At 66.2% G+C, this 22,020-nt stretch carries 21 protein-coding genes; 5 read left to right on the forward strand and 16 right to left on the reverse strand.

Annotation, left to right across the window (positions count from 1 at the left end):
• Window positions 1-8 precede the first annotated feature (8 nt).
• From QX048_RS16835 to QX048_RS16865, 7 genes are all read right to left on the reverse strand, one after another.
• Window positions 9-1,106 carry an ABC transporter permease gene (locus QX048_RS16835; RefSeq protein ID WP_315751980.1) on the reverse strand — a complete coding sequence of 366 codons (1,098 nt, stop codon included), beginning with the start codon at window positions 1,104-1,106 and terminating at the stop codon, window positions 9-11.
• Complete coding sequence (locus QX048_RS16840) at window positions 1,106-1,861, reverse strand: ATP-binding cassette domain-containing protein (RefSeq protein ID WP_315715808.1); 756 nt, start codon at window positions 1,859-1,861, stop codon at window positions 1,106-1,108. The genes QX048_RS16835 and QX048_RS16840 overlap by 1 nt, the downstream gene beginning before the upstream one ends.
• A 46-nt stretch (window positions 1,862-1,907) precedes the next feature.
• On the reverse strand, window positions 1,908-3,230 hold the full coding sequence (gene xylA / locus QX048_RS16845; protein ID WP_315767971.1) for a xylose isomerase: 1,323 nt from the start codon (window positions 3,228-3,230) through the stop codon (window positions 1,908-1,910).
• Window positions 3,231-3,234: 4 nt separating this feature from the next.
• A complete protein-coding gene (gene xylB, locus QX048_RS16850; RefSeq protein WP_315826456.1) occupies window positions 3,235-4,683 on the reverse strand; it encodes a xylulokinase in 1,449 nt (482 codons plus the stop codon).
• Window positions 4,684-4,801: 118 nt separating this feature from the next.
• Complete coding sequence (locus QX048_RS16855; protein ID WP_315826457.1) at window positions 4,802-5,830, reverse strand: LacI family DNA-binding transcriptional regulator; 1,029 nt, start codon at window positions 5,828-5,830, stop codon at window positions 4,802-4,804.
• 322 nt (window positions 5,831-6,152) lie between these two features.
• On the reverse strand, window positions 6,153-7,325 hold the full coding sequence (gene pobA / locus QX048_RS16860; protein ID WP_315715643.1) for a 4-hydroxybenzoate 3-monooxygenase: 1,173 nt from the start codon (window positions 7,323-7,325) through the stop codon (window positions 6,153-6,155).
• 171 nt (window positions 7,326-7,496) lie between these two features.
• On the reverse strand, window positions 7,497-8,417 hold the full coding sequence (locus tag QX048_RS16865) for a helix-turn-helix domain-containing protein (RefSeq protein WP_315751984.1): 921 nt from the start codon (window positions 8,415-8,417) through the stop codon (window positions 7,497-7,499).
• A 133-nt stretch (window positions 8,418-8,550) separates the two neighbouring features.
• Between QX048_RS16865 and QX048_RS16870 the strand changes: the two genes are divergently transcribed.
• Window positions 8,551-9,714 (forward strand): cytochrome P450, encoded by a 1,164-nt coding sequence (locus tag QX048_RS16870; RefSeq protein WP_315767959.1) that lies wholly within the window; start codon window positions 8,551-8,553, stop codon window positions 9,712-9,714.
• Between the two features lie 103 nt (window positions 9,715-9,817).
• On the opposite strand, the gene QX048_RS16875 is transcribed toward QX048_RS16870, so the two are convergent.
• Window positions 9,818-10,936, reverse strand: a complete 1,119-nt coding sequence (locus QX048_RS16875; RefSeq protein ID WP_315767957.1) for an NADH:flavin oxidoreductase — start codon at window positions 10,934-10,936, stop codon at window positions 9,818-9,820.
• Window positions 10,937-11,117: 181 nt separating this feature from the next.
• Here QX048_RS16875 and QX048_RS16880 point away from each other — a divergent pair, with 181 nt between their 5' ends.
• Window positions 11,118-11,441: a winged helix-turn-helix transcriptional regulator gene (locus QX048_RS16880; RefSeq protein ID WP_409977936.1), complete on the forward strand. Its 324-nt coding sequence runs from the start codon at window positions 11,118-11,120 to the stop codon at window positions 11,439-11,441.
• Between the two features lie 20 nt (window positions 11,442-11,461).
• Here the strand turns inward: QX048_RS16880 and QX048_RS16885 are convergent, their stop codons facing one another.
• The gene (locus tag QX048_RS16885; protein ID WP_315715638.1) at window positions 11,462-12,946 is read right to left on the reverse strand and encodes an AMP nucleosidase; all 1,485 of its coding nucleotides are present in this window, start codon (window positions 12,944-12,946) and stop codon (window positions 11,462-11,464) included.
• A gap of 251 nt (window positions 12,947-13,197) precedes the next feature.
• On the opposite strand from QX048_RS16885, the gene QX048_RS16890 reads away from it, so the two are divergent.
• From QX048_RS16890 to QX048_RS16900, 3 genes are read left to right on the forward strand one after another with little or no spacing between them, the layout of a single operon-like run.
• Window positions 13,198-14,040, forward strand: coding sequence for a shikimate dehydrogenase (locus tag QX048_RS16890; protein ID WP_315826459.1), 843 nt, complete (start codon window positions 13,198-13,200; stop codon window positions 14,038-14,040).
• Between the two features lie 24 nt (window positions 14,041-14,064).
• Entirely contained in the window at window positions 14,065-14,916 is an 852-nt protein-coding gene (locus QX048_RS16895) for an amidohydrolase family protein (protein ID WP_315826460.1), read from the forward strand.
• Window positions 14,917-14,940: 24 nt separating this feature from the next.
• On the forward strand, window positions 14,941-16,095 hold the full coding sequence (locus QX048_RS16900) for an ABC transporter substrate-binding protein (RefSeq protein ID WP_315826461.1): 1,155 nt from the start codon (window positions 14,941-14,943) through the stop codon (window positions 16,093-16,095).
• A 57-nt stretch (window positions 16,096-16,152) separates the two neighbouring features.
• Here QX048_RS16900 and QX048_RS16905 read toward each other — a convergent pair whose 3' ends face one another.
• From QX048_RS16905 to QX048_RS16935, 7 genes are read right to left on the reverse strand one after another with little or no spacing between them, the layout of a single operon-like run.
• Entirely contained in the window at window positions 16,153-17,112 is a 960-nt protein-coding gene (locus tag QX048_RS16905; RefSeq protein ID WP_315826462.1) for a Gfo/Idh/MocA family oxidoreductase, read from the reverse strand.
• Between the two features lies 1 nt (window position 17,113).
• A complete protein-coding gene (locus QX048_RS16910) occupies window positions 17,114-17,977 on the reverse strand; it encodes a class III extradiol dioxygenase subunit beta (RefSeq protein ID WP_315715633.1) in 864 nt (287 codons plus the stop codon).
• The gene (ligA, locus tag QX048_RS16915) at window positions 17,978-18,367 is read right to left on the reverse strand and encodes a protocatechuate 4,5-dioxygenase subunit alpha (RefSeq protein ID WP_257168873.1); all 390 of its coding nucleotides are present in this window, start codon (window positions 18,365-18,367) and stop codon (window positions 17,978-17,980) included.
• Window positions 18,368-18,379: 12 nt separating this feature from the next.
• Entirely contained in the window at window positions 18,380-19,294 is a 915-nt protein-coding gene (locus QX048_RS16920) for an amidohydrolase family protein (protein ID WP_315826463.1), read from the reverse strand.
• Window positions 19,295-19,302: 8 nt separating this feature from the next.
• Window positions 19,303-20,241, reverse strand: coding sequence for an NAD(P)-dependent oxidoreductase (locus tag QX048_RS16925; RefSeq protein ID WP_315715630.1), 939 nt, complete (start codon window positions 20,239-20,241; stop codon window positions 19,303-19,305).
• Between the two features lie 2 nt (window positions 20,242-20,243).
• The gene (ligK, locus tag QX048_RS16930) at window positions 20,244-20,939 is read right to left on the reverse strand and encodes a 4-carboxy-4-hydroxy-2-oxoadipate aldolase/oxaloacetate decarboxylase (protein WP_011925385.1); all 696 of its coding nucleotides are present in this window, start codon (window positions 20,937-20,939) and stop codon (window positions 20,244-20,246) included.
• A 17-nt stretch (window positions 20,940-20,956) separates the two neighbouring features.
• Window positions 20,957-21,982, reverse strand: coding sequence for an amidohydrolase family protein (locus tag QX048_RS16935; RefSeq protein WP_008971778.1), 1,026 nt, complete (start codon window positions 21,980-21,982; stop codon window positions 20,957-20,959).
• Window positions 21,983-22,020: the final 38 nt, after the last annotated feature.

Genomic DNA, 22,020 nt, shown 5'->3' on the forward strand with positions numbered 1-22,020 from the left:
AGTATTCGTCACAGCAGGCGCGCGCGGATACGATCCACAAGCACGGCGGCGATGATGATCACGCCGACCAGCGTCTGCTGCCAGTAGGAGTTGACCTGCGCCAGTACCAGCCCGTTCCTGATCACCTCGAGCAGGACGCAGCCGACGATGGCGCCAAGCGGACCGCCGAGACCACCGGCGAGGTTGGCGCCGCCGATCACGGCCGCGGCGATCACGTTGAGCTCGTAGGACGTCGCCATGTTGGCGGGCGCCGATCCGAGCCAGCCCGAGATGATGATGCCCTGCAGGCCAGCGGCAAGCGCGCCGATCACATAGACCTCGATCTTCACCCGGGGCACGGAGACGCCGGTGAGCTCCGCGGCCTTCTCGTTGCCGCCGATCGCAAACACGTGGCGGCCGAACGCGGTGTGGTGCAGCACCAGCGCCATCACCAGCGCCAGCACGATGAGATAGATGAAGGGCGCCGGCACGCCGTACACATCGCCCTGCGTCAGCGCATAGAAATAATCGGCGTCCGGGCCGCCGGGAAAGCTGCCCTTGCCGTTCGAGATCACGTAGCTGAGGCCGCGCACGATCGACAGCATGCCGAGCGTGGTCACGAACGGCGACAGCCCGAGCAAGGCGATGCAGACGCCGTTGATCAGGCCGACCACCAGCGAAACCGCCAGGCCTGCCAGCACCGAGACGATCAGGATCAGGCCGGGCACGTTCGCGACCACGGTCTTGCCGTCCGCGGCGAGATGCACGAACAGCGACGACAGCGGCATCCCCGGCGTCGATAGCGTCGTCATCACCATCGAGGTGATCATCGCCGCGAAACACATCATCGAGCCGACCGACAGGTCGATGCCGCCGGTGATGATGACGAAGGTGATGCCGAGCGTCGCGATGGCGATGAAGGAGAAGTTCTTGGCGACGTTCTGCAGATTGCCTTCGGTCAGAAAATAGGGACTGGCGAAGCTCATCACGATGATGAGGGCGATGAGCGCCAGCGTAACGTAGGCCGTCTGCGAGGCGAACACGCCGCGGTGCCACCATCTGATGACGCCGACATTGGTGAAGGTGACGTCGGTGCCGGCGGAGCTGGTCTCGGATGGAACGGACATCACGCCGCCTCCTTGGCGCCAGTGATCAGCGCGGTCACTTCCTCGGGGCTGGTCTCGCCGACCGGCTTGTCGGCCTTCTTCTCGCCGCGGCGCATCACCACGACGCGATCGCACACCGCGAAGATGTCAGGCATGCGGTGCGAGATCAGGATGACGGCTATACCCTGTTCCTTCAGGCGATGGATCAGGCTCAGCACCTGCTCGACCTGGCGCACCGAGATCGCCGCGGTCGGCTCGTCCATCATCACCAGTCTGGCGTTGGACAGCCGCGTCCGCGCGATCGCCACCGCCTGGCGCTGGCCGCCCGACATGTCCTTGACGAGATCGTGCGGCCGCGTCTCGGAGCGCAGCTCGCGAAACAGCTCCAGCGCGCGCGCCTCCATGCCCTTGTGGTCGAGCAGCGCCAGCGGGCCGAAATTGCGCTTCAGCTCGCGGCCGAGAAACACGTTGGCCGCTGCCGTGAGGTTGTTGGCGAGCGCCAGGTCCTGGTACACGACCTCGATGCCGACGCTGCGCGAATCCATCGGGCGATGGAAATGCACCTCGCGGCCGCCGAAATGGATCGTGCCCTGGCTCGGCGGAAAATTGCCGGCGATGATCCGCACCAGCGTGGACTTGCCGGCGCCGTTATCGCCCATCAGGCCGACGACCTCGCCGGAGCCGATCGAAAGATCCACGCCCTGCAGCGCGCGGATCGCGCCGAACTGCTTGCCGATGCCCTTCAGCTCAAGGACCGGCTGCGCGGCGGTGCTCATCACGGCGCGCTCAGCGTCATTCGTCATCGTGCGCAGGTTGCTGTCGTCAGACATAGCGGTTCACCACGCTTTCGAGATATTCCTGCCGGCCGGACCGCGGCTGCGGATCGAGGCCGGTGTTGACGGCGCGGTCGGCGAGCTCGGCGAGCGAGCGGCGGCCGGCGAGGATCGCCTGCCCCTCGTCGCCGTCCCAGCCGGCGTAGCGCCGCGCCAGCGGCGCGGTCAGCGCACTGTCGGTCAGCATCTCGTCGGCGGCGATCAGCGCCCGCGCGCAGGCATCCATCGAGCCGACATGGGCGTGCAGCAGGTCATCCGGATCGATCGACTGCCGGCGGATCTTGGCGTCGAAATTCAGCCCGCCCGTGGTGAAGCCGCCGCCCTTGAGCATGTCGTGGAACACCAGCGCCAGCTCCGGCACGTTCATCGCGAACTGGTCGGTGTCCCAGCCGAGCAGATCGTCGCCGCGGTTGATGTCGAGGGAGCCGAACACGCCGAGCGCCTGCGCCAGCGCGATCTCGTGCTGGAACGAATGACCGGCGAGGATGGCGTGGTTCTGCTCGATGTTGAGCTTGACGTCGTTCAAAAGGTCATAGCGCTGCAGGAAGCCGTAGCAGGTGGCGACGTCGAAATCATACTGGTGCTTGGTCGGCTCCTTCGGCTTCGGCTCGATCAGCAGCGGGCCCTTGAAGCCGATCTTGTGCTTGTGCTCGACGACCAGCGCGACGAAGCGGCCGAGCTGGTCGAGCTCGCGCTTCATGTCGGTGTTGAGCAGGGTCTCGTAGCCCTCGCGGCCGCCCCACAGCACGTAGTTGGCGCCGCCGAGACGATGCGTCACCTCGAGTGCGGCACGCACCTGTCCCGCCGCGTAGGTGAACACGTCCGGATCCGGATTGGTCGCGGCGCCCGCCATGTAGCGGCGATGCGAGAACAGATTGGCGGTGCCCCACAGCAGCCGCACCTTGGCAGACGCCATCTTCTGCTCGAACAGATCGCCGATCGCATTGAGATTGGCAACCGACTCCTTCAGCGTCGCGCCTTCCGGCGCTGCATCGACGTCGTGGAAGGTGAAGAACGGCACGTCGAGCAGCCGGAACAATTCGAACGCCACGTCGGCCTTGGCCCGCGCCATCGCCATCGCGTCGTCGCCATGCTGCCACGGCCGCAGGAAGGTCTCGCCGCCGAACGGATCGCTGCCCGGCCAGCAGAACGAATGCCAGTAGCAGACCGCGAAGCGCAGATGATCCTCCATCCGCTTGCCCCGGATGACGCGATCCTTGTCGTACCAACGGAACGACAGCGGGCTGCGTGACTCGGGCCCGCCATAGCTGACGGTCGCGCCGGTCTGGAAGAAGGGGGCCTGGACGTTCACGACGTTACTCCTTGAGAGCAGGATAGAGCTTGCGCCATTGCGCGTAGGCGGCGTCATATGCCGCGCGCTGCGGCGCGCGGGGTTCGAAACTCTGCAGCCGCTGCGGCTTGCGGCAGACATCGGCCGGTGCTGCGCCGGTCGCGGCAAGACGGCCGAGCCGCGCGGCGCCGATGGCGGCGCCGACCTCGCCCTCCTCGACCCGGTGCACGGTGACGCCGAGCACGTCGGCCATGATCTGCGCCCACAACAAAGAGCGCGAGCCGCCGCCGACGAGATCGAGCTCTGTGATCGGCTGCGCGCTGCGCGCGAGCGCGGCGAACATGTCGCGTGAGGCAAACGCCACGCCCTCCAGCACCGCCTGCACGAGATCACCGCGGCCGGCTGCGCTGCGCAGGCCAACCAAGGCGCCGGCGGCATGGGCATCGTTGTGCGGCGTGCGCTCGCCGTCGAGATAAGGCAGGAACTGCACCGGGCTCGGACGTTCGACGCTGATACCGAGCGGCGCCAGCAGCGCGGCTTCCGGCGTCTCGAGAAGGCGGGCCAGCCACGCCAGCGAGGCCGCGGCCGACAGCATCACGCCCATCTGATGCCAGAGACCGCCGAGCGCATGGCAGAACGCATGCACGGCCGCTTCCGGCGCTGGCGCGAAGCGGTCGGTCACCCGGAACAGCACGCCTGATGTGCCGAGCGACAGGAAGGCATCGCCGGGCGTGATGGCGCCGAGCCCGATTGCGCTCGCCGCGTTGTCGCCGGCGCCGCCCGCGATCACGACGTCAGCGCCCATGCCCCAGCGCCGCGCCAGCTCGGGCGACAACACGGCACTGCGCTCATTGCCCTCGACGAGGCGCGGCATGTGATCGAGACCGAGCCCGGTCGCCGCCAGCAGTTTCTCCGACCAGCGCCGCGCGCCGACATCGAGCCACAGGGTGCCCGCCGCATCCGACATGTCCTCGACCATCTCGCCGGACAGCCGATAGCGCACATAGGCCTTCGGCAGCAGCACCTTCGCGACCTCGGCAAATATCTTCGGCTCGTGCTTCGCCACCCAGACGAGCTTCGGCGCGGTGAAGCCGGGCATCGCGAGGTTGCCGGCGATGGCGTGCAGTTCGGGACAGCGGCGTTCGAGCTCGGCGCATTCGGCCTGCGAGCGGCCGTCATTCCAAAGGATCGCCGGCCGCAGCGGCCGACCGGTGCGGTTCAGCAAGGTCGCGCCGTGCATCTGGCCGGACAGGCCGATGCCGCTGACGGCAGCGGTCTCGCGCGGACGCTCCCGCGCGAGATCATCGACCGCGCCGATGACGGCCTCGACCCAGTGATCCGGATTCTGCTCGGACCACAGCGGCTGCGGATGCGACAGCGCCAGCGGCCGCGCGGCGCTCGCGATCAGCGCGCCCGTCTCGTCCTCCAGCACGGCCTTCACGCCGGATGTGCCGACATCCAGTCCGAGAAACACGTCTCCACTCCTCCCACCGACCGCAAGGCGCTTCGGCGATCTGCCGTCGCCTCGAAACAAGCACCTCGGTCTCTTCTCATTCCGTGCTCAGGCCGACCGCGTCATCGCGGCCATCCGCTCACGGCAGATTGTCCCGCATCACGATGTCGATGCGGATCGTCTCCTGTTCGCTCAGGATCGGCTCGCCGCGCGCCAGCGCCAGGAGCACGCGCACCGCGGAGCGCGCCTCGTGTCCCGGGTTCTGCGAAATCGCCGCGTCCATCACGCCGTTCAACAGCAGCTTGCGCGTCAGTGCCGTCACGTCGTGGCCGACGAACACGATGTCGTCGGCGCGCCCCGACTCGGTCAGCGCCTTGGCGACGCCGGCCGTGCCAGCGCCGACATTGTAGAGCCCGACGATGTCACGATGCTCGGTCAGCAGCTTGCGCATGAGGTGCTCTGAGCGATCGTCCACGTCATGCCCCTCAGCGACCGGCAAAACCTCAAGTTGCCGAAACTCCGCCGCGAGGACCTGGCCGAAGCCGAAGATGCGCTCGGCATGATCGCGCAGGCTTTGCGAGCCGGCCATGATCGCGACCCGCCCCGCCTTGCCGCCGGCGAAGCGTCCGACCAGCGCGCCCGCGGTGCGGCCGGCGGCGATGTTGTCGATGCCGACATAATGATGCCGTCGCGACGACGGCACGTCCGACACCAGCGTCACCACCTTGGCGCCGGACTCGACGAGATCGTTGATCGCCGCGCGCACGCTCGGATGATCGAGCGCCACCACCGCGACGCCGTCGACCTGACCGACGAGCTGCTCGAGCTTCGCGGCCAGCACGGCCGCATCGAACACGTCCGTCGTGACCACATCGACCGTGAGCCGGCGCGCGGCCATCCAGCTCGTCAGATCGCCGAGATGCGCCTGAATCTGCTGCATGAAGGGATTGGCGCCGGACGGCATCACGAAGGCAAAGCGCCGCGCGCGGGCACGGGCGAGTTCGGAGGCCGCCGCATGCGGCTGGAACGCGCTGCGCTCCATCGCGTCCTTGACGCGTCGCACCGTATCCGGGCGCACGCCCGGCCGGTTGTGCAGCACGCGATCCACAGTGGCGAGGCTCACGCCCGCCTGCCGCGCAATATCCCGCAATGTCAGCGGCGCGTTCATGCTCCTCCCCTTTGGGTTGAGGACCATAGCGCGGTTTTTGAGGTACGCAACTCATTTTTGAGGGCGGGCGGGGAAGCCGACAAACTGAGGCAGCCGGCGCCAATCCCGACAGCGCGTCCCGGATCGTTTGCCCCCTCCATCTCGAGCTGAGCGAAGTTGCACCAGCCGAAGCAGCCGCAGGCGGATGGGCACAAAGCCAATCGCCAGCCTGCCTCAAACCGCTCCCTGGGTATGGGTCCCGGCGTTCGCCGGGACGACAGCGAGGCTACTGATGCGTGGTGCCATCAAGCAGCGCAGGCGAACTGCGTCGCGTTGACCTCGCTCAGAACGGCAGCCCGACATAGTTCTCTGCCAGCGACCGCTGCGCGGCCTCGGACGAGAACAGATAGGCGAGCTCGGTGTCCTGCAGTCTGTCGTCGTAGGACAGCCGGTCGGGGAAACGATGCAAGAGCGTCGTCATCCACCAGGAGAAGCGCTGCGCCTTCCAGATCCGCGCCAGCGCCCGCTGCGAGTAGCCGTCGATGCCGCGATCGTCGCCTTTCTTGTAGTGGTCGAGCAGCGCATGATAGAGATAGTAGATGTCGGACGCAGCCGAGTTCAGCCCGCGCGCGCCGGTCGGCGGCACGATATGGGCGGCGTCGCCGGCCAGGAACAGCCTGCCGTAGCGCATCGGCTCCGCGACGAAGCTGCGCAGCGGCGCGATGCTCTTCTCGATCGACGGTCCGGTGATCAGACGGCCAGCGATCTCCGCCGGCAGCCGGCGCTTCAGCTCCTCCCAGAACGCGTCGTCGCTCCAGTCCTCGACCTTGTCGGTGAGCGGCACCTGGACATAGTACCGGCTAAGCACCTGCGAGCGCAGCGAGCACAGCGCAAAGCCGCGCTCGTGCTTGGCATAGATCAGCTCCGGCGACACCGGCTTGGTGCGCGACAGCACGCCGAGCCAGCCGAACGGGTACACCCGCTCGTATTCGGTCAGCTTGTCGTGCGGGATCGACTTGCGGCTGACGCCATGAAAGCCGTCGGCGCCGATGATGTAGTCGCAGTCGATGCGGACGACCTCCTCGTCCTGACGGTAGGTGACGAAGGGCTTGTCGGAAGCGATGTCGTGCGGCGTCACGTCGGCCGCGTTGTGCACGACCTTGCCGCCGAGCTTGTCGCGGGCCTCGTAGAGATCGCGCGTCAACTCGGTCTGGCCATAGACCATCACCGAGTTGCCGCCGGAATATTTGTGCAGGTCGACGCGATCGAGCTTGCCGTCATGGGCTATGTAGAAACCGTGATGGATCTCGCCCTCGCGGTCCATGCGCTCGCCGCACTGCGCCTCGCGCATCAGCTCGGCAAAGCCGTGCTCGAGCACGCCGGCACGGATGCGCGACAGCACGTAGTCGCGGCTGGATTTCTCCAGGATGATCGTATCGATGCCCTGCAGATGCAGGAGCTGCGACAGCATCAGGCCCGACGGGCCTCCGCCGATGATGCAGACTTGGACTTTCATGGGCGTGTTCTCCCGGATTCGCAGACGCAGGCTTGTTGGGTATGCTTTTCAGTCGCGGATTTTAGCAAGGAATGCGCAGGGATCACTTGGATGGACGCGGCATTCTCTTGCACTTTTCCGACACCATGCCGCGATGCACAACGAACGCCGCAATGGTATCGGCGGCGCCGATCAGCCTGCCGGCGGCGCCGCGTCGTCTCCGACGCCCATCGCACGGCGATAGTCGCGCGGGCTCGCCCCGGTGTGCCGCTTGAAGAAGCGGCAGAAATAGGCCGGGTCCTTGAAACCGAGCTCGAACGCCAGCTTCGACACCGGCGCCGCAATATAGGTGAGCCGCCGGCACGCCTCGCGCGCGAGCCGCGCATGCACGATGTCGAGCGCGGACTGACCGGTCTCGGCCCGCGTCAACCGATTGAGCCGCTCCGGCGTCATGCCGAGTTCGTCGGCGTAGCGCGCCACCGACCAGTGATCGCGGTGATGCGCCTCGACCAGCACGATGAAGCGGGTGAACAGCGCGGCATGCCCGCTGCCGCGCCGCGCGCCTTGCGACTGCCGCGCGCTCTGCTGCGCCAGCCGCCACACGATCGAGCGACCGAGCCAGTGCGGAACCGGCGAGGCCGCGGAATCGGCGGCGGCGAACTCGTCGGCGAGGTCGACGAACAGCGCGGCGATGCGCCGCGTCGCGACCGCCTGTGCGTCGAGATGCAGGATCTGCGCGGTTGCGAACAAGTCGCGCAACGCCTCGCCGGTCGCCGGCACGTCGCCCTCCACCACCGCCCGCGGATTGAACGTCAGCACATAGCCGTCAGTGTCGCGCGAGAAGCGGAAGGCATGGACGACGCCGGGGGGAATGATCACGGCGACCGGGCCGGCACAGCGCTCGCGGCTTTCGTCCAAGGCGATCTCGGCCGGGCCGGAGCCGACCCAGAGGATCTGGTGCAGGCCCTGATGGGTGTGCGCCTCGATCTCCCAGCGATACAGCTTGCTGCGCACCTGGATCGGCTCGACATGCAGCATGTCCGGCTGCGCGGCCGACGCTTCGCCGTACAGCGCGAACGCGGGGATCGACGGCTTGGTGCGAAAGCGGGGCATGAGCGAGAGCTAACCCTGAATGTCGGAAAAGTACAAGTCTTGGCCGGCTTTCGTGTCTCACGCCGCGGCCACGGCTCGGCTAGATCAATGAAAAGAACAACAACGACCACACTCAATGGAGAGGAGGCCCAACATGTTCGCGTTCGACCCGTATTCGCCTGCGGTCGATGCCGACCCGTTCCCGTTCTACAAGACGCTGCGCGACGAACACCCCTGCTTCTGGAGCCCGCAGGCCCAGGTGTGGATCCTGTCGCGCTATGCCGATGTGGCGGCGGCCGGAACGAACTGGCAGACCTATTCGTCGGCCAAGGGCAACCTGATGACCGAGCTGCCGAACCGTGCCGGCGCGACGCTCGGCACCACCGACCCGCCGCGCCACGACCGGCTGCGCGGCCTCGTCCAGCATGCCTTCATGAAGCGCAATCTGGAGAGCCTGTCAGGCCCGATCCGCGACATCGCGCGCGACTGCGCCGAGGCGCTGCGCGGCCAGGACCGGTTCGACTTCATCGAGGCATTCTCGTCGAAATTCACCGTGCGCGTGCTGTTCGCCGCGCTCGGCCTGCCGCTCGGCGACGAGCAGACGGTGCGCGACAAGGCGGTGCTGATGGTGCAGAGCGATCCGGTGAGCCGCGCCAAGGGACCGCAGCACATCGCAGCCTACAACTGGATGCAGGACTATGCGGCCGGCATCATCGCGGAGCGCCGCGCGCGGCCGCAGAACGACCTGATCTCGCACTTCAGCATGGCCGAGATCGACGGCGACAAGCTCGACGAGCGCGAGGTGCTGCTGACGACGACCACGCTGATCATGGCCGGCATCGAGTCGCTCGGCGGTTTCATGACGATGCTGGCGTATAATCTCGCCGATCACGCGGAGGCGCGCCGGGCCGTCGTCGCCAATCCCGACCTGATGGCGGACGCCGTGGAAGAGTCTCTGCGCTACAACACCTCGGCGCAGCGCTTCCGCCGCTGCCTGCAGAAGGACGTCACCCTGCACGGCCAGACCATGCGCGAGGGCGATTTCGTCTGCCTCGCCTACGGCTCCGCCAACCGCGACGAGCGGCAGTTTCCCAATCCGGATGTCTATGACATCAGGCGCAAGCCACGCGGCCATCTCGGCTTCGGCGGCGGCGTGCACGCCTGTCTGGGATCGGCGATCGCGCGCATGGCGATCAAGATCGCGTTCGACGAGCTGCACAAGGTCGTGCCGGACTATCGCCGCACCCAGGAGCAACTGCCCTGGATGCCGTCTTCGACCTTCCGCAGCCCGATGTATCTCGAGCTGACGGTGCATTAGTCATCGCGAGGACTAATGGCAGGCTCGAGCTCGCGCCTCGCTGACGGTACGCCCCCTCGCCCCGCTTACGCCGGACGAGGGGCACCAACGGGTCTACAAGAGCTCAAACCAGCGCGCCGAGATCCGCTGCGCTGAAGCCCTTCAGGCCCGCCTTGTCGCCGGCCTTGATCTTGGCGACCCATTCGGCATCGCTGATCAGCGCGCGGCCGACCGCAATGAGGTCGAACTCCTCCTTGGCCATGCGCTCCAGCAGCGCATCGAGATCGGCCGTCGTCGACGGCTTGCCGGCGAAGGCCGAGAAGAATTCATCGGACAAGCCGACCGAGCCGACGCTGATGGTCGCGGCGCCCGTGATCTTCTTGGCCCAGCCGGCGAAGTTCAGGCCCTTCTCGCCGTCCACGTCCGGGAATTCCGGCTCCCAGAAACGGCGCTGCGAGCAGTGCAGGATGTCGACGCCGGCCGCGACCAGCGGCTGCAGCCAGTCGGCCATCAGCGCCGGCGTCTCGGCGAGGCGCGCCGCATAGTCCTGCTGCTTCCACTGGCTGACGCGCAGGATGATCGGGAAATCGGGACCCACCGCCTTGCGGATCGCGGCGACGATCTCGCCGGCAAAGCGGGAGCGCTCCTTGATGGTGGCGCCGCCATAGCGGTCCTCGCGCTGGTTGGTGCCGGACCAGAAGAACTCGTCGACCAGATAGCCGTGCGCACCATGGATCTCGACGGCGTCGAAGCCCGTGCGCTTGGCGTCGGCCGCGGCTTGCGCGAATGCGGCAACGGTGTCGGCGATGTCGTTCTCGGTCATCGCGTTGCCGCGCGGCTTGCCGGGCGCAACCAGCCCGGATGGGCTCTCGACCGGCGCATCGGGCTCCCAGCGGCTCATGCCCTTGGTCGAGCCGGTGTGCCAGATCTGTGGCGCGATGCGGCCGCCGGCGGTGTGCACGGCGCTCGCCACGTTCTGCCAGCCGGCCAGCGCGGCATCGCCGTGGAAGAAGGGAATATTGGGCTCGTTGCGCGAGGCCGGGCGGTTGACGACAGTGCCCTCGGTGAGGATCAGCCCCACGCCACCTTCGGCGCGGCGGCGGTAATAGGCAGCGTTGGCCTCGCCGGGAACGCCGTTCGGCGCGGCGTTGCGGGTCATCGGCGCCATGACGATGCGGTTCTTCAGCTCCAGCGACTTCAGGCGAAACGGACGAAACAGCACGCTGGTATCGAGGTCGGACATTCAGGGGGCTCCATTGCGTTCGGAACCGCTCCAGTATACTTCGTAAACCTGAAGTCAATCAGGCACCCGAAGTCGCTCAGGTATATCGGAGGAAACCGCTGTCGTGACCGCCGCATCGACATCACAGACCGCCCCGCTCCGCTGCAAGCCGCAGCACTTCTCGTCGGAATGCCCGAGCCGGGTGCTGATCGACCAGATCGCCGACAAATGGTCGATGATGGTGCTGGCCGTGCTGGACTCCGGTCCGCTGCGCTTCAACGCGATCAAGAAGCAGCTCGAGGGCGTCACCCAGAAGGCCCTGACGCAATGCCTGCGCCGGCTCGAGCGCAACGGCCTCGTCGCCCGCGAGGTGATCGCGGACTCGCCGGTCGCGGTTCAGTACGAGATCACGCCGCTCGGCCGTACCCTGCAGCCACCGTTCCGCGCGCTCTATGCCTGGACCATCGCCAAGATGCCGGAGGTCGAGCAGGCCCGGCAGGCCTTCGACGAGCGCCGGAGTCGCTGATCCCAGGCGGCCAAAGGCCGCTACTGGAAGGCCACCTCCGCGAAGCTGCGCAGCTTGCGCGAATGCAGCCGCTCCGACTCCTGATGCTTCAAGAGCTCCAGCGCCTTCAGCCCGATCTGGAGATGCTGGCCGACACGCTGGCGATAGAAGTCGCTCGCCATGCCGGCGAGCTTGATCTCGCCATGCAGCGGCTTGTCGGAGACGCAGAGCAAGGTGCCGTAGGGCACGCGGAAACGATAGCCGTTGGCGGCGATTGTGGCCGACTCCATGTCGAGCGCGATGGCGCGCGACTGCGAGAGGCGATGGATCACGGCCGGGCCGGAGATCTCCCAATTGCGGTTGTCGACGCTGGCCACGGTGCCCGTGCGCATCACCCGCTTCAGCTCGAACCCGGAATAGCCGGTGACCGTCTCCACGGCCTCCTCGAGCGCGACCTGCACCTCGGCGAGCGCCGGGATCGGCACCCAGGGTGGCAGCTCCTGGTCGAGCACATGGTCCTCGCGGACATAGCCGTGCGCCAGCACGTAATCGCCGAGCCGCTGCGTATTGCGCAGGCCCGCGCAGTGGCCGACCATCAGCCAGGCATGCGGCCGCAGCACCGCGATGTGGTCGGTGACGTTACGCGCGTTCGACGGACCAGTACCGATGTTGATCAGCGTGATGCCCTGGTGCCCCGGCTCGACGAGATGAAGCGCCGGCATCTGCGGCGTGCGCGCCGGCGCGGAGCCGGTGGTGCCGCCGCCGAGACGGGCATTGCGGGTGATGACGTTGCCCGGCTCGACGAAGGCCTCGGCTGCGCCCTGCCCGGCCGCCAGTTGCTGGCGGCCCCAATCCGCGAAGGCGTCGACATAGAACTGGTAGTTCGTGAAGATCACGAAGTTCTGGAAATGGTCGGGATCGGTCCCGGTGTAGTGATAGAGCCGGCGCAGCGAGTAGTCGACGCGCGCGGCGCGAAACAGCGACAGCGGCTCGGGCATGCCGGGCTTCAGTCCGAGCGTGCCGTCGGCGATCGCATCGTCCATGGTCGCAAGATCCGGAGCGTCGAACACGTCGCGCAGCGAGCGCGTCACCAGCGGGCTCTCGTGGTGCGGAAGCGCCGTCTCGATGTTGATGTCGCGGCGGTAGGCGAAATGCACCGGGATCGGCTCGGCCGACTCGCCGATCTCGACCGGCACGCCATGATTCTCGATCAACAGACGGATCTGCTCGGTCAGGTACGAGCGGAACAGGTCCGGCCGCGTGACGCTGGTCTCGTGCACGCCGGGCCCCGCGACGAAGCCATAGGCGAGACGCGAGTCGAGCCGGGCGTGACTTGCGGTGGTCAGCCGCACGAAGGGATAGGTCGCGCGGATCCGTGTCGCCGGCACGACGCCGTTGGCATAGGCCTCGAAATGGCCGCGCAGGAAAGCGGTATTGCGCTCGTAGATCTCTTCGAGCCGGGCCACCGCGGCGGCCGCGTCGGTGAAGGTTTCTGTTGCCACGGGTGGCGGAGATTGGACAGTCAATGGCGATCCTTTGTATCCGGCGGACGGTCGTCGAGGCAGACTTGCGCAATCATAGAAATCACCCCTGGCTTTGCCCAGGGGGGCGGGTCACGCGACGACGCCCATGAACTGGACGTTGAGCCATGATGCGCTGCATTGCGACAAGGATTTGTGGCCGAATGTTTCAATTGCCTGTGCGCGTCATTGCTCATAAGACGGTTTCACATTGGCCGGAACAGGTCGATATCTGAAAAGGGAGGTCATCGCGCAGCATGTCGCAAGCGAATGGATTCGGATTGGCTGGCGTCATCGGCATGCCCGTCGCTCATTCCCGCTCGCCCACGATCCACAATTTCTGGCTCAACGCTCACGGCCTGCGCGGCGCCTACGTCCCGCTCGCGGTTCAGCCGGAGCGGCTGAAGGATGCGCTGGCTGGGCTGGTTGCGCTCGGATTCCGCGGCTGCAACGTGACCATGCCGCACAAGCAGACGGCGATGCCGCTGCTGCACCGGGTCAACGACACCGCACGACGCATCGGCGCCGTGAACACGATCGTGGTCGAAGCGGATGGCACGCTGAGCGGCTTCAACAATGACGGCAACGGCTTTGTCCAGAGCCTGCGCGATGCCAGGCCGAACTGGCGCGCCGACGAAGGCCCTGTTCTCTTGCTCGGGGCCGGCGGTGCAGCGCGCGCGGTCGTTGTGGCGCTGCTGGAGAATGGCGCCCGCGACATCCGCATCTGCAACCGCACCACCGAGAAGGCGCAGGCCATCGCAGCCGAATTCGGGACGGCCATCAGCACGGTGGCGTGGGATGATCGTTCGGCGGCAGTCGCCGATGTCGCCCTGCTCATCAACAGCACCGATCGCGGCATGATCGGAAAGCCCGCATTGGAGATCGACCTGGGGCGGCTGTCCGCGACGACGCTCGTCGCAGACCTGATCTACACACCGCTCGAAACGCCCTTCCTCGCGGATGCGCGCGCGCGCGGCTGCACGACGGTCAACGGGCTCGGCCTGCTGCTCAACCAGGCGCGTCTCGCTTTCCAGGCCTGGTTCGGCGTGCTGCCCGACGTCACGCCCGAACTGATCAAGGCCATTCAGGCGACGTTCTGAGCGTCTGTCAGAGAAGGCTCGACCATGGCACTTCCGGCAGGCCCCAGGATCGATTGCCACCTCCACACCATCGATCCCGCGCGCTTCCCCTACGCGCCGGACACCCCCTATCGTCCGACCGGCCAGGAAATCGCGCCTGCCGCGCATCTCATTCGCGTGCTCGACGTCTTCGACGTCCGGCACGCGCTGATCGTTGCGACCAATTCCGGCTATGGCTCCGACAGCCGCATCCTGCTCGACACGCTCAGGCTCGGAGATGGCAGGTTCAAGGGCGTTGCGGTCGTCGAGAAGGACGTCGACATCGGAGAACTGGAGCGGTTGAAGGCCGCTGGCGTCATCGGCATCGCGTTCAACGTGCCGTTTCACGGCACCGACTATTACCGCGACGCCGCGCCGCTGCTGGACAAGCTGACCGACCTCGATCTGTTTCTGCAGGTCCAGGTCGAGCAGGATCAGTTGCTCGACCTGCTGCCCCTCATCGAGCGGTCGACGGTCCGCCTCGTGTTCGATCACTGCGGCCGGCCTGCCGTGGAGCATGGGCTGCAACGCCCATCCTTCCAGGCCCTGCTCGCGCTCGGCCGCGACCGCGACGCGCATGTGAAGCTGTCCGGCTACTACAAATTCGCGCGCCAGCCCTATCCGTACGCCGACACGTGGCCATTCATCGCCGCGCTGGTCGAGGCCTTCACGCTCGATCGCTGCGTGTGGGGCTCCGATTGGCCGTTCCTGCGCGCGCCCGAACGCCTCGACTACGGGCCGCTGCTGGCCGGCATTACCGAGATCTTTCCGGACCCGGACGATCAGCACCGGCTGCTATGGCGAACGCCGTCGCGACTACTGGGTTTTGCAGAGGCACCCGCAAGTTCATCATCATAAGCAAAAAACAATCGGGAGGACGTCATGAGGCATCTGGGAAGAGTGAGCGGCTTGGCGGCCGCCATGTCACTGTGGGCGGGTTTGGCCTGGGCAGAGAACACCGTCTACATTCCCGATGTCGTCGAGCTGTCCGGCCCCGGAGCCGTGTCGGGCACGAACTGGCGCGATGGCGTCGCCCTGGCGGTCGACGAGATCAACAATGCCGGAGGCATTCTCGGCCGCAAGATTGCGACCGAGCACCTCGACACCCAGAGCAATCCCGGCGTCTCCCGGGCCCAGGTGCAGAAGGTGCTCGACCGCGAGCCCTATGTGGTGCTGGGGCCGATCTATTCGGGCTCGGTCAAGGTCAACATGGCGCTGACGCAGCAGGCCGAGGTGCCGCAGATCGTCGGCGCCGAGGCCGCCGATATCACGACGCAGGGCAATCCCTGGATCTTCCGCACCGCCTTCGGCCAGCAGTTCAGCATGCCGAAGATCGCCAACTATCTGCATGACCAGCTGAACGTGAAGTCCGTCGCGGTGGTCTGGGTGAACAACGATTTCGGCAAAGGCGGCCGCGACAGCTTCGTCAAGGAGATGAAGGCCCGCGGCATCGACGTCGTGTCCGACCTGTCGACCGAGCAGGGCCAGGTCGATTTCGGCTCCGACGTCATCAAGCTGAAGAACGTCAAGGCCGACGCGATCTTCGTCTACACCAACGAGGAAGAAAGCGCGCGTTTCCTGATCGAGGCCAAACGTCAGGGATTGTCGGTGCCGCTGTTCGGAGAGACGACGCTGCTCAGCCAGAAGGTCGTGGAGCTCGCAGGCCCCGCCGCCAACGGCGTGCGCGGCCATGTCGGCCTGAGTGCGGATGCGCCGGTCCCAGCCATCCAGGCCTTTGCGAAGAAGTTCAACGAGCGCTACCGCTATTGGCCCGACCATAACGGCATCAAGGGCTATACCGCGGTCTATCTCGTCAAATACGTGACCGAGATGATCGGCAAGTTCGACGGCCACGCTTTCGGCGCCACCATGAAGGGATTGACGCTGACGCCGGACAAGGCGCCGGGCATGCTGATGGAGGCAAGCTGGGACCAGAACGGCGACATCGACCGTGAGAGCTTCCTGGCCGAGATCGTCGACGGCAAGCAGAAGATCGTCGCGACGCTGCCGAAGCTGAAGCCGCCCAAGGCGCCGTAGATCTGCGCCATCGTAGAAACCTCCTCACGCGCAACGCGCGCGAGGAGGGAAGAAGTATCAGCCCTTGGCGAGCTGCACGTCAAGATCGTGCAGCACCTGGTAGCAGGGCAGCACCTGGGCCACGGAGGCGTTGGGCTCGCGGCCCTCGCGGATCGCGGCGAAGAACTCGCGGTCCTGCAGCTCGATCCCGTTCATGGAGACGTCGACCTTGGAGACGTCGATCTTCTCTTCCTTGCCGTTCACCAGATCGTCGTAGCGGGCAATGTAGGTGCCGGTGTCGCCGATGTAGCGGAAGAAGGTGCCGAGCGGGCCGTCATTGTTGAACGACAGCGACAGCGTGCAGATCGCGCCATTGGCGGCCTTGAGCTGGATCGACATGTCCATGGCGATGCCCAGGGTCGGGTGGATCGGACCCTGGATCGCATTGGCCTTCACGATCGGCGAGCCCGCCTGATAGGCGAACAGGTCGACGGTGTGGGCGGCGTGGTGCCACAGCAGATGGTCGGTCCAGCTGCGTGGCTGGCCCAGCGCGTTCATGTTGGTGCGGCGGAAGAAGTAGGTCTGCACATCCATCTGCTGGATGTGGAATTCGCCGGCCTTGATCTTCTTGTGCACGAACTGGTGGCTGGGATTGAAGCGGCGGGTGTGGCCGCACATCGCGACCAGCTTGGTCTCCTTCTGCAGCTCCACCACCTGCTGCGCGTCCTTCAGCGAGTCGGCGAGCGGAATCTCGACCTGGACATGCTTGCCGGCCTTGAGGCAGTCGATCGCCTGCGCCGCATGCATCTGGGTCGGCGTGCAGAGGATGACGGCATCGACCTCCGGCAGCTTGAGGCTGTCGGCGAGCTCGGTCGAGACGTGCTTGATGCCGTATTTGTCGGCGACTTCCTTGGTCTGGTCGAAGCGGCGGCCGACCAGCGACACCACCTCGACCCCGTCGATGTTCTTGATGCCGTCGAGATGCTTGATGCCGAAGGCGCCGGCGCCGGCGAGCGCGACCTTGATGGTCTTGACCATATCAGTTGTTCTCCAGGATCAGATGGCCGACGGCCGTGTTGCTCGCCGGCACATGATAGAAGCGGTGACGCACGGTCGGCGCGTTGCCCTTCTTGGTCTCGTTGACGTCGCTCATGGCGCCGCGCGCGATCAGCCACATCACGAGCTCGATGCCCTCGCTGCCGGCCTCGCGGACGTACTCGATATGCGGCACCTTGGACAGGCCTTCCGGATCGTTGATCAGCTTGTCCAGGAACATGTTGTCCCATTCGCGATTGATCAGGCCGGCGCGCGGCCCCTGCAGCTGGTGGCTCATGCCGCCGGTGCCCCAGATCTGCACGTTGAGCGGCTCGTCATAGCTCTCGATCGCCTTGCGGATCGCCTTGCCGAGCATGAAGCAGCGGCGGCCGGACGGCACCGGATATTGCACGACGTTGACGGCGAACGGGATCACCGGGCACGGCCAGGCATCGACCTGGCCGAAGATCAGGCTGAGCGGCACGGTGAGGCCGTGATCGACGTCCATCTTGTTGACGATGGTGAGGTCGAAATCGTCCTGGATCACCGACTGCGCGATGTGCGCGGCGAGCTTCGGATGCCCGATCACCTTGGGGACCGGGCGCGGGCCCCAGCCCTCGTCGGCCGGCTGATATTCAGCCGCGGTGCCGATCGCGAACGTGGGAATCATGTCCAGGCTGAAGGCGGTCGCATGGTCGTTGAAGACCAGGAATACGACGTCCGGCTTCTGCTCCTTCTCCCACTGCTTGGCGAAGTCGTAGCCGGCGAAGACCGGCTTCCAATAATCCTCGCCGGTCTTGCCGAGGTCGAGGGCTGCGCCGATCGCCGGGACGTGCGAGGTGAAGACGCTTGCGGAGATATGGGCCATTTACTTCTTCTCCCCGGTGTAGCGGTTGCCCTCGACCGAGCGGCCGCCCTTGATCATCATCTCGCGGTACTGGTCTTCGGTCATGCCGGTCATGCTGCCCGCCATCTGCTGAAAGCTCTTGCCGTCGGTCGCGCCGATCTTGGCGAGGAAGTAGATGTTGCCGCCGAGCGCAATGCAGCGGTTGAGGTCGCGGTCGAGCACGGCCTGCTTCTGCTCCTCGCTCATCGGCCATTCGTCGAGATAGGCGCGCTCATTGGCCTTGAAGCGGGCGCGGTTCTCCGCCTTCATCAGGGACATGCAGAACTGGTTGAGGTGATAGCCCATCCGCGACATGTCCGCGTCGAAGATGGTCGTGCCGGGAACGTCGGTATAGGGTTTGTCGAGCGACATCGCTTCCCTCCTTCAGGATTCTTCGGGCCAGTACAGCCGCATCGGATTGTCGACCAGGAGCTTGTGCTGCAGCTCCGCGGTGACGGCGATATGCGGAATGAAGTCGACCAGCAGGCCGTCGTCGGGCATGTGGTCCTTCAGGTTCGGATGCGGCCAGTCGGTGCCCCACAGCACGCGATCCGGGAAGGTCTCGACGATGCGCTTCGCAAACGGCACCACGTCGCGATAGGCGTTCTGCTCGCCGTTCAGCGCCGGCGGTCCCTTGACCGACAGACGCTCCGGGCAGCTCACCTTCGACCAGACGTTGCCGTGCTCGCGCATGAACTTCACGAACAGCTCGAACTCGGGACCATCGACCGGCTTGGTGACGTCGGGACGGCCCATGTGGTCGACGACGACGGTTGTCGGCAGCGAGGTGAAGAAGTCCCACAGCTCCGGCAGGTCGACGGCCTCGAAATAGATCACCACATGCCAGCCGAGCTTGCTGATGCGGTTGGCGATCTCGATCAGCTCGTCCTTGGGCGTGAAGTCAACCAGGCGCTTGACAAAATTGAAGCGGACGCCGCGCACGCCGGCGTCGTGCATCGCCTGCAGCTCGGCGTCGCTGACGCTGCGCTTGACGGTGGCGACGCCGCGGGCCTTGCCGTTCGAATGCACCAGCGCATCGACCATGGCGCGGTTGTCGGCGCCGTGACAGGTCGCCTGCACCACGACATTGCGCGCGAAGCCGAGATGGTCGCGCAGCGCGTAAAGCTGCTGCTTGGACGCGTCGCACGGGGTGTATTTGCGCTCGGGCGCATAGGGGAATTCGGCGCCGGGGCCGAACACGTGGCAGTGCGCGTCGACACTGCCGGCCGGCACCCTGAAGTGCGGCTTCGACGGGCCGTCATACCAGTCGAGCCATCCCGGGGTCTTCTGGAACTCCATGAGGTTCCCTACTCCTTGGACTTGATCTTGTTGAGAATGCGATCGGCCTCGGTGCGCCAGTCCGGGCTGCGCGCGAATTCCTTGGTGCCGCGGGTGCCGAACAGGCCGCCATCGGCGAGATCGGCGACCCAGGCCTGGCGCTCGGCGGTGCCTTCCGCCGACCACGGCGTCAGCCCGATGTCGCGCACGGTCTCGGCAACCTCCCTCACCTCCTCGGCGCGGCGGCGGCCATGCTCGATCACGCGCTGAAAGAAATAGGCGCCCTGCTTCTCCCAGTCGATGCCGGGGAACGTCTCCTGCAGCGAAGCCAGCACCGCGTCCTCGACGCCATAGGCGCGCGCGGTGGTGAAGCTCTCGATCACCATCGCCTCGAGCCCCTTGATCATGATGCTGCGGCACATCTTGGTCGCCGAGGCGACGCCGAGCTTGTCGCTGGCGGGCTTGGCGGCGAAGCCAAGATCGTTGAGCAGCGGCGCCAACTCGCGCGCGCCGGCGCCGCCGAGCAGCAGCGGCACCTTGATGCGATACGGCGGCACCGAGGTCATGACCGCGCCCTCGACATAGCGGCCGCCGGCGCCGTCGATCAGCGCGGCGGCGCGCTGCTTGGCGCCGGGCGAGGCCGAGTTGAAGTCGAGGAACCACGCGCCAGGCTTGATGGCTGCAGCGCAGGCCTCGGCGACGGCCACGTCCTGGCTGGCGGTCACCGCGGAGACGATGAAGTCGGCCTCCGCCGCCAGCTCCGCATGCGATGCGGCCAGCGTCACGCCGATGCTGTCGGCGTGGTCACGCATCGCGTCGCCGCGCGAGTCGGCCAGCTTGACGTCATAGGCCGAGACGCGCACGCCGTCCTTGCGCAGATCCTCGGCGAGGATCTTGCCGACCTCGCCGTAGCCGATCAGCCCGACATGCCATCGGTTCGAAGGATTTGGGTTGGACGCCGCGGTCATGCTCAATCGATGTATTTGAGCCCGGCCTTCGCCAGCGGCTCGCGCATCTTGTACATGTCGAGGCCGAGCACGCCCGACGCCAGCTTCTCGCGCTTGTCGGCCTCGTTGGCCTCGCGCGCAGCAGCGGCGTCCGCTGCCTGGTGGGCGACCGCGGCCGGCACCACGACGATGCCGTCGACATCGGCGACGATCACGTCACCCGGATTGACGGCAGCTCCGGCGCAGACGATCGGGATGTTGACCGAGCCGAGCGTGGCCTTGACGGTGCCGCGAGCCGAGATGGCGCGCGAGAACACCGGGAACTGCATCTCAGTCAGATCAGCAACGTCGCGCACGCCGCCGTCGATGACGAGGCCCTGGGCGCCGCGGGCGCGGAAGCTGGTGGCCAGCAGATCGCCGAAGAAGCCGTCGGTGTTCTCCACCGTGCAGGCGGCGACGACGACGTCGCCGGGCTGGATCTGCTCGGCCGCGACATGCAGCATCCAGTTGTCGCCGGGCTGCAGCAGCACGGTGACGGCGGTGCCGCACATTTTCGCCGTCGGATAGATCGGGCGCATGTAGCACTGCATCAGGCCGACGCGGCCCATCGCCTCGTGGATGGTGGCGACGCCGAACTTGGACAGCTTCTCCACCGCCGCCTTGTCGGCGCGGGTGATCTTCGTCTTGACGATGCCGAGATTGTTCATGGGGGTGCTCATATCGCCTGCCCTTTAGATTACTTGCCCTTGGCCTTCAACGCGGCGTCGAGCCGCGGGAACACGCGCCGTGCATTGCCTTCATAGATCTGGTGGCGCTGCTCGGGGGTCAGCTTGGCGGCCTCGATATAGCGCTTGGTGTCGTCGTAGTAGAAGCCGGTCTCCGGGTCGATGCCACGGACGGCGCCGATCATTTCCGACGCAAACAGGATGTTGTCGATCGGGATCACGCCGGTCAGCAGGTCGATGCCCGGCTGGTGATAGACGCAGGTGTCGAAGAAGATGTTGTTGAGCAGGTGATCCTTCAACAGCGGCTTCTTCAGCTCCTGGGCGAGGCCGCGGAACCTGCCCCAGTGGTACGGCACCGCGCCGCCGCCATGCGGGATCAGGAACTTCAACGTCGGGAAGTCCTTGAACAGGTCCGACGTCAGGCACTGCATGAACGCCGTGGTGTCGGCGTTGAGGTAGTGCGCGCCCGTGGTGTGGAAGCAGGCGTTGCAGCTGGTGGAGACGTGGATCATCGCGGGGATGTCGAGCTCGACCATCTTCTCGTAGATCGGATACCAGTGCCGGTCCGACAGCGGCGGCGAGGTCCAGTGGCCGCCCGAGGGATCCGGGTTGAGGTTGATGCCGACGAAGCCGTACTCCTTGATGCACTTCTCCAGTTCGGGAATGCAGGTCTTGGGGTCGACGCCCGGCGACTGCGGCAGCATCGCGACGCCGATGAAATTGTCCGGGAACAGCTTGCTGACGCGGTAGCACAGCTCGTTGCAGATCGCGGCCCAGGTCGAGGACACCTGGAAGTCGCCGATGTGGTGAGCCATGAAGCTCGCGCGCGGCGAGAACACGGTGAGGTCGCTGCCGCGCTCCTTCATCTTCTTGAGCTGGTTGCTCTCGATGCTCTCGCGCAGCTCGTCGTCGCTGATCTTGAGCTCGGAGGCCTTCGGCATGACGGACGGATCCTTGATGCCCGCGATCTGCCGGTTGCGCCACTCTTCCAGCGCCTTCGGAGCCGTCGTGTAATGGCCGTGCACGTCGATGATCACGTCAGTCTCTCCCTCAAAGCTTCTGTGTCTTGCGGTGG

Source organism: Bradyrhizobium sp. SZCCHNS30572 (assembly GCF_032484415.1).
Taxonomy (GTDB): domain Bacteria; phylum Pseudomonadota; class Alphaproteobacteria; order Rhizobiales; family Xanthobacteraceae; genus Bradyrhizobium.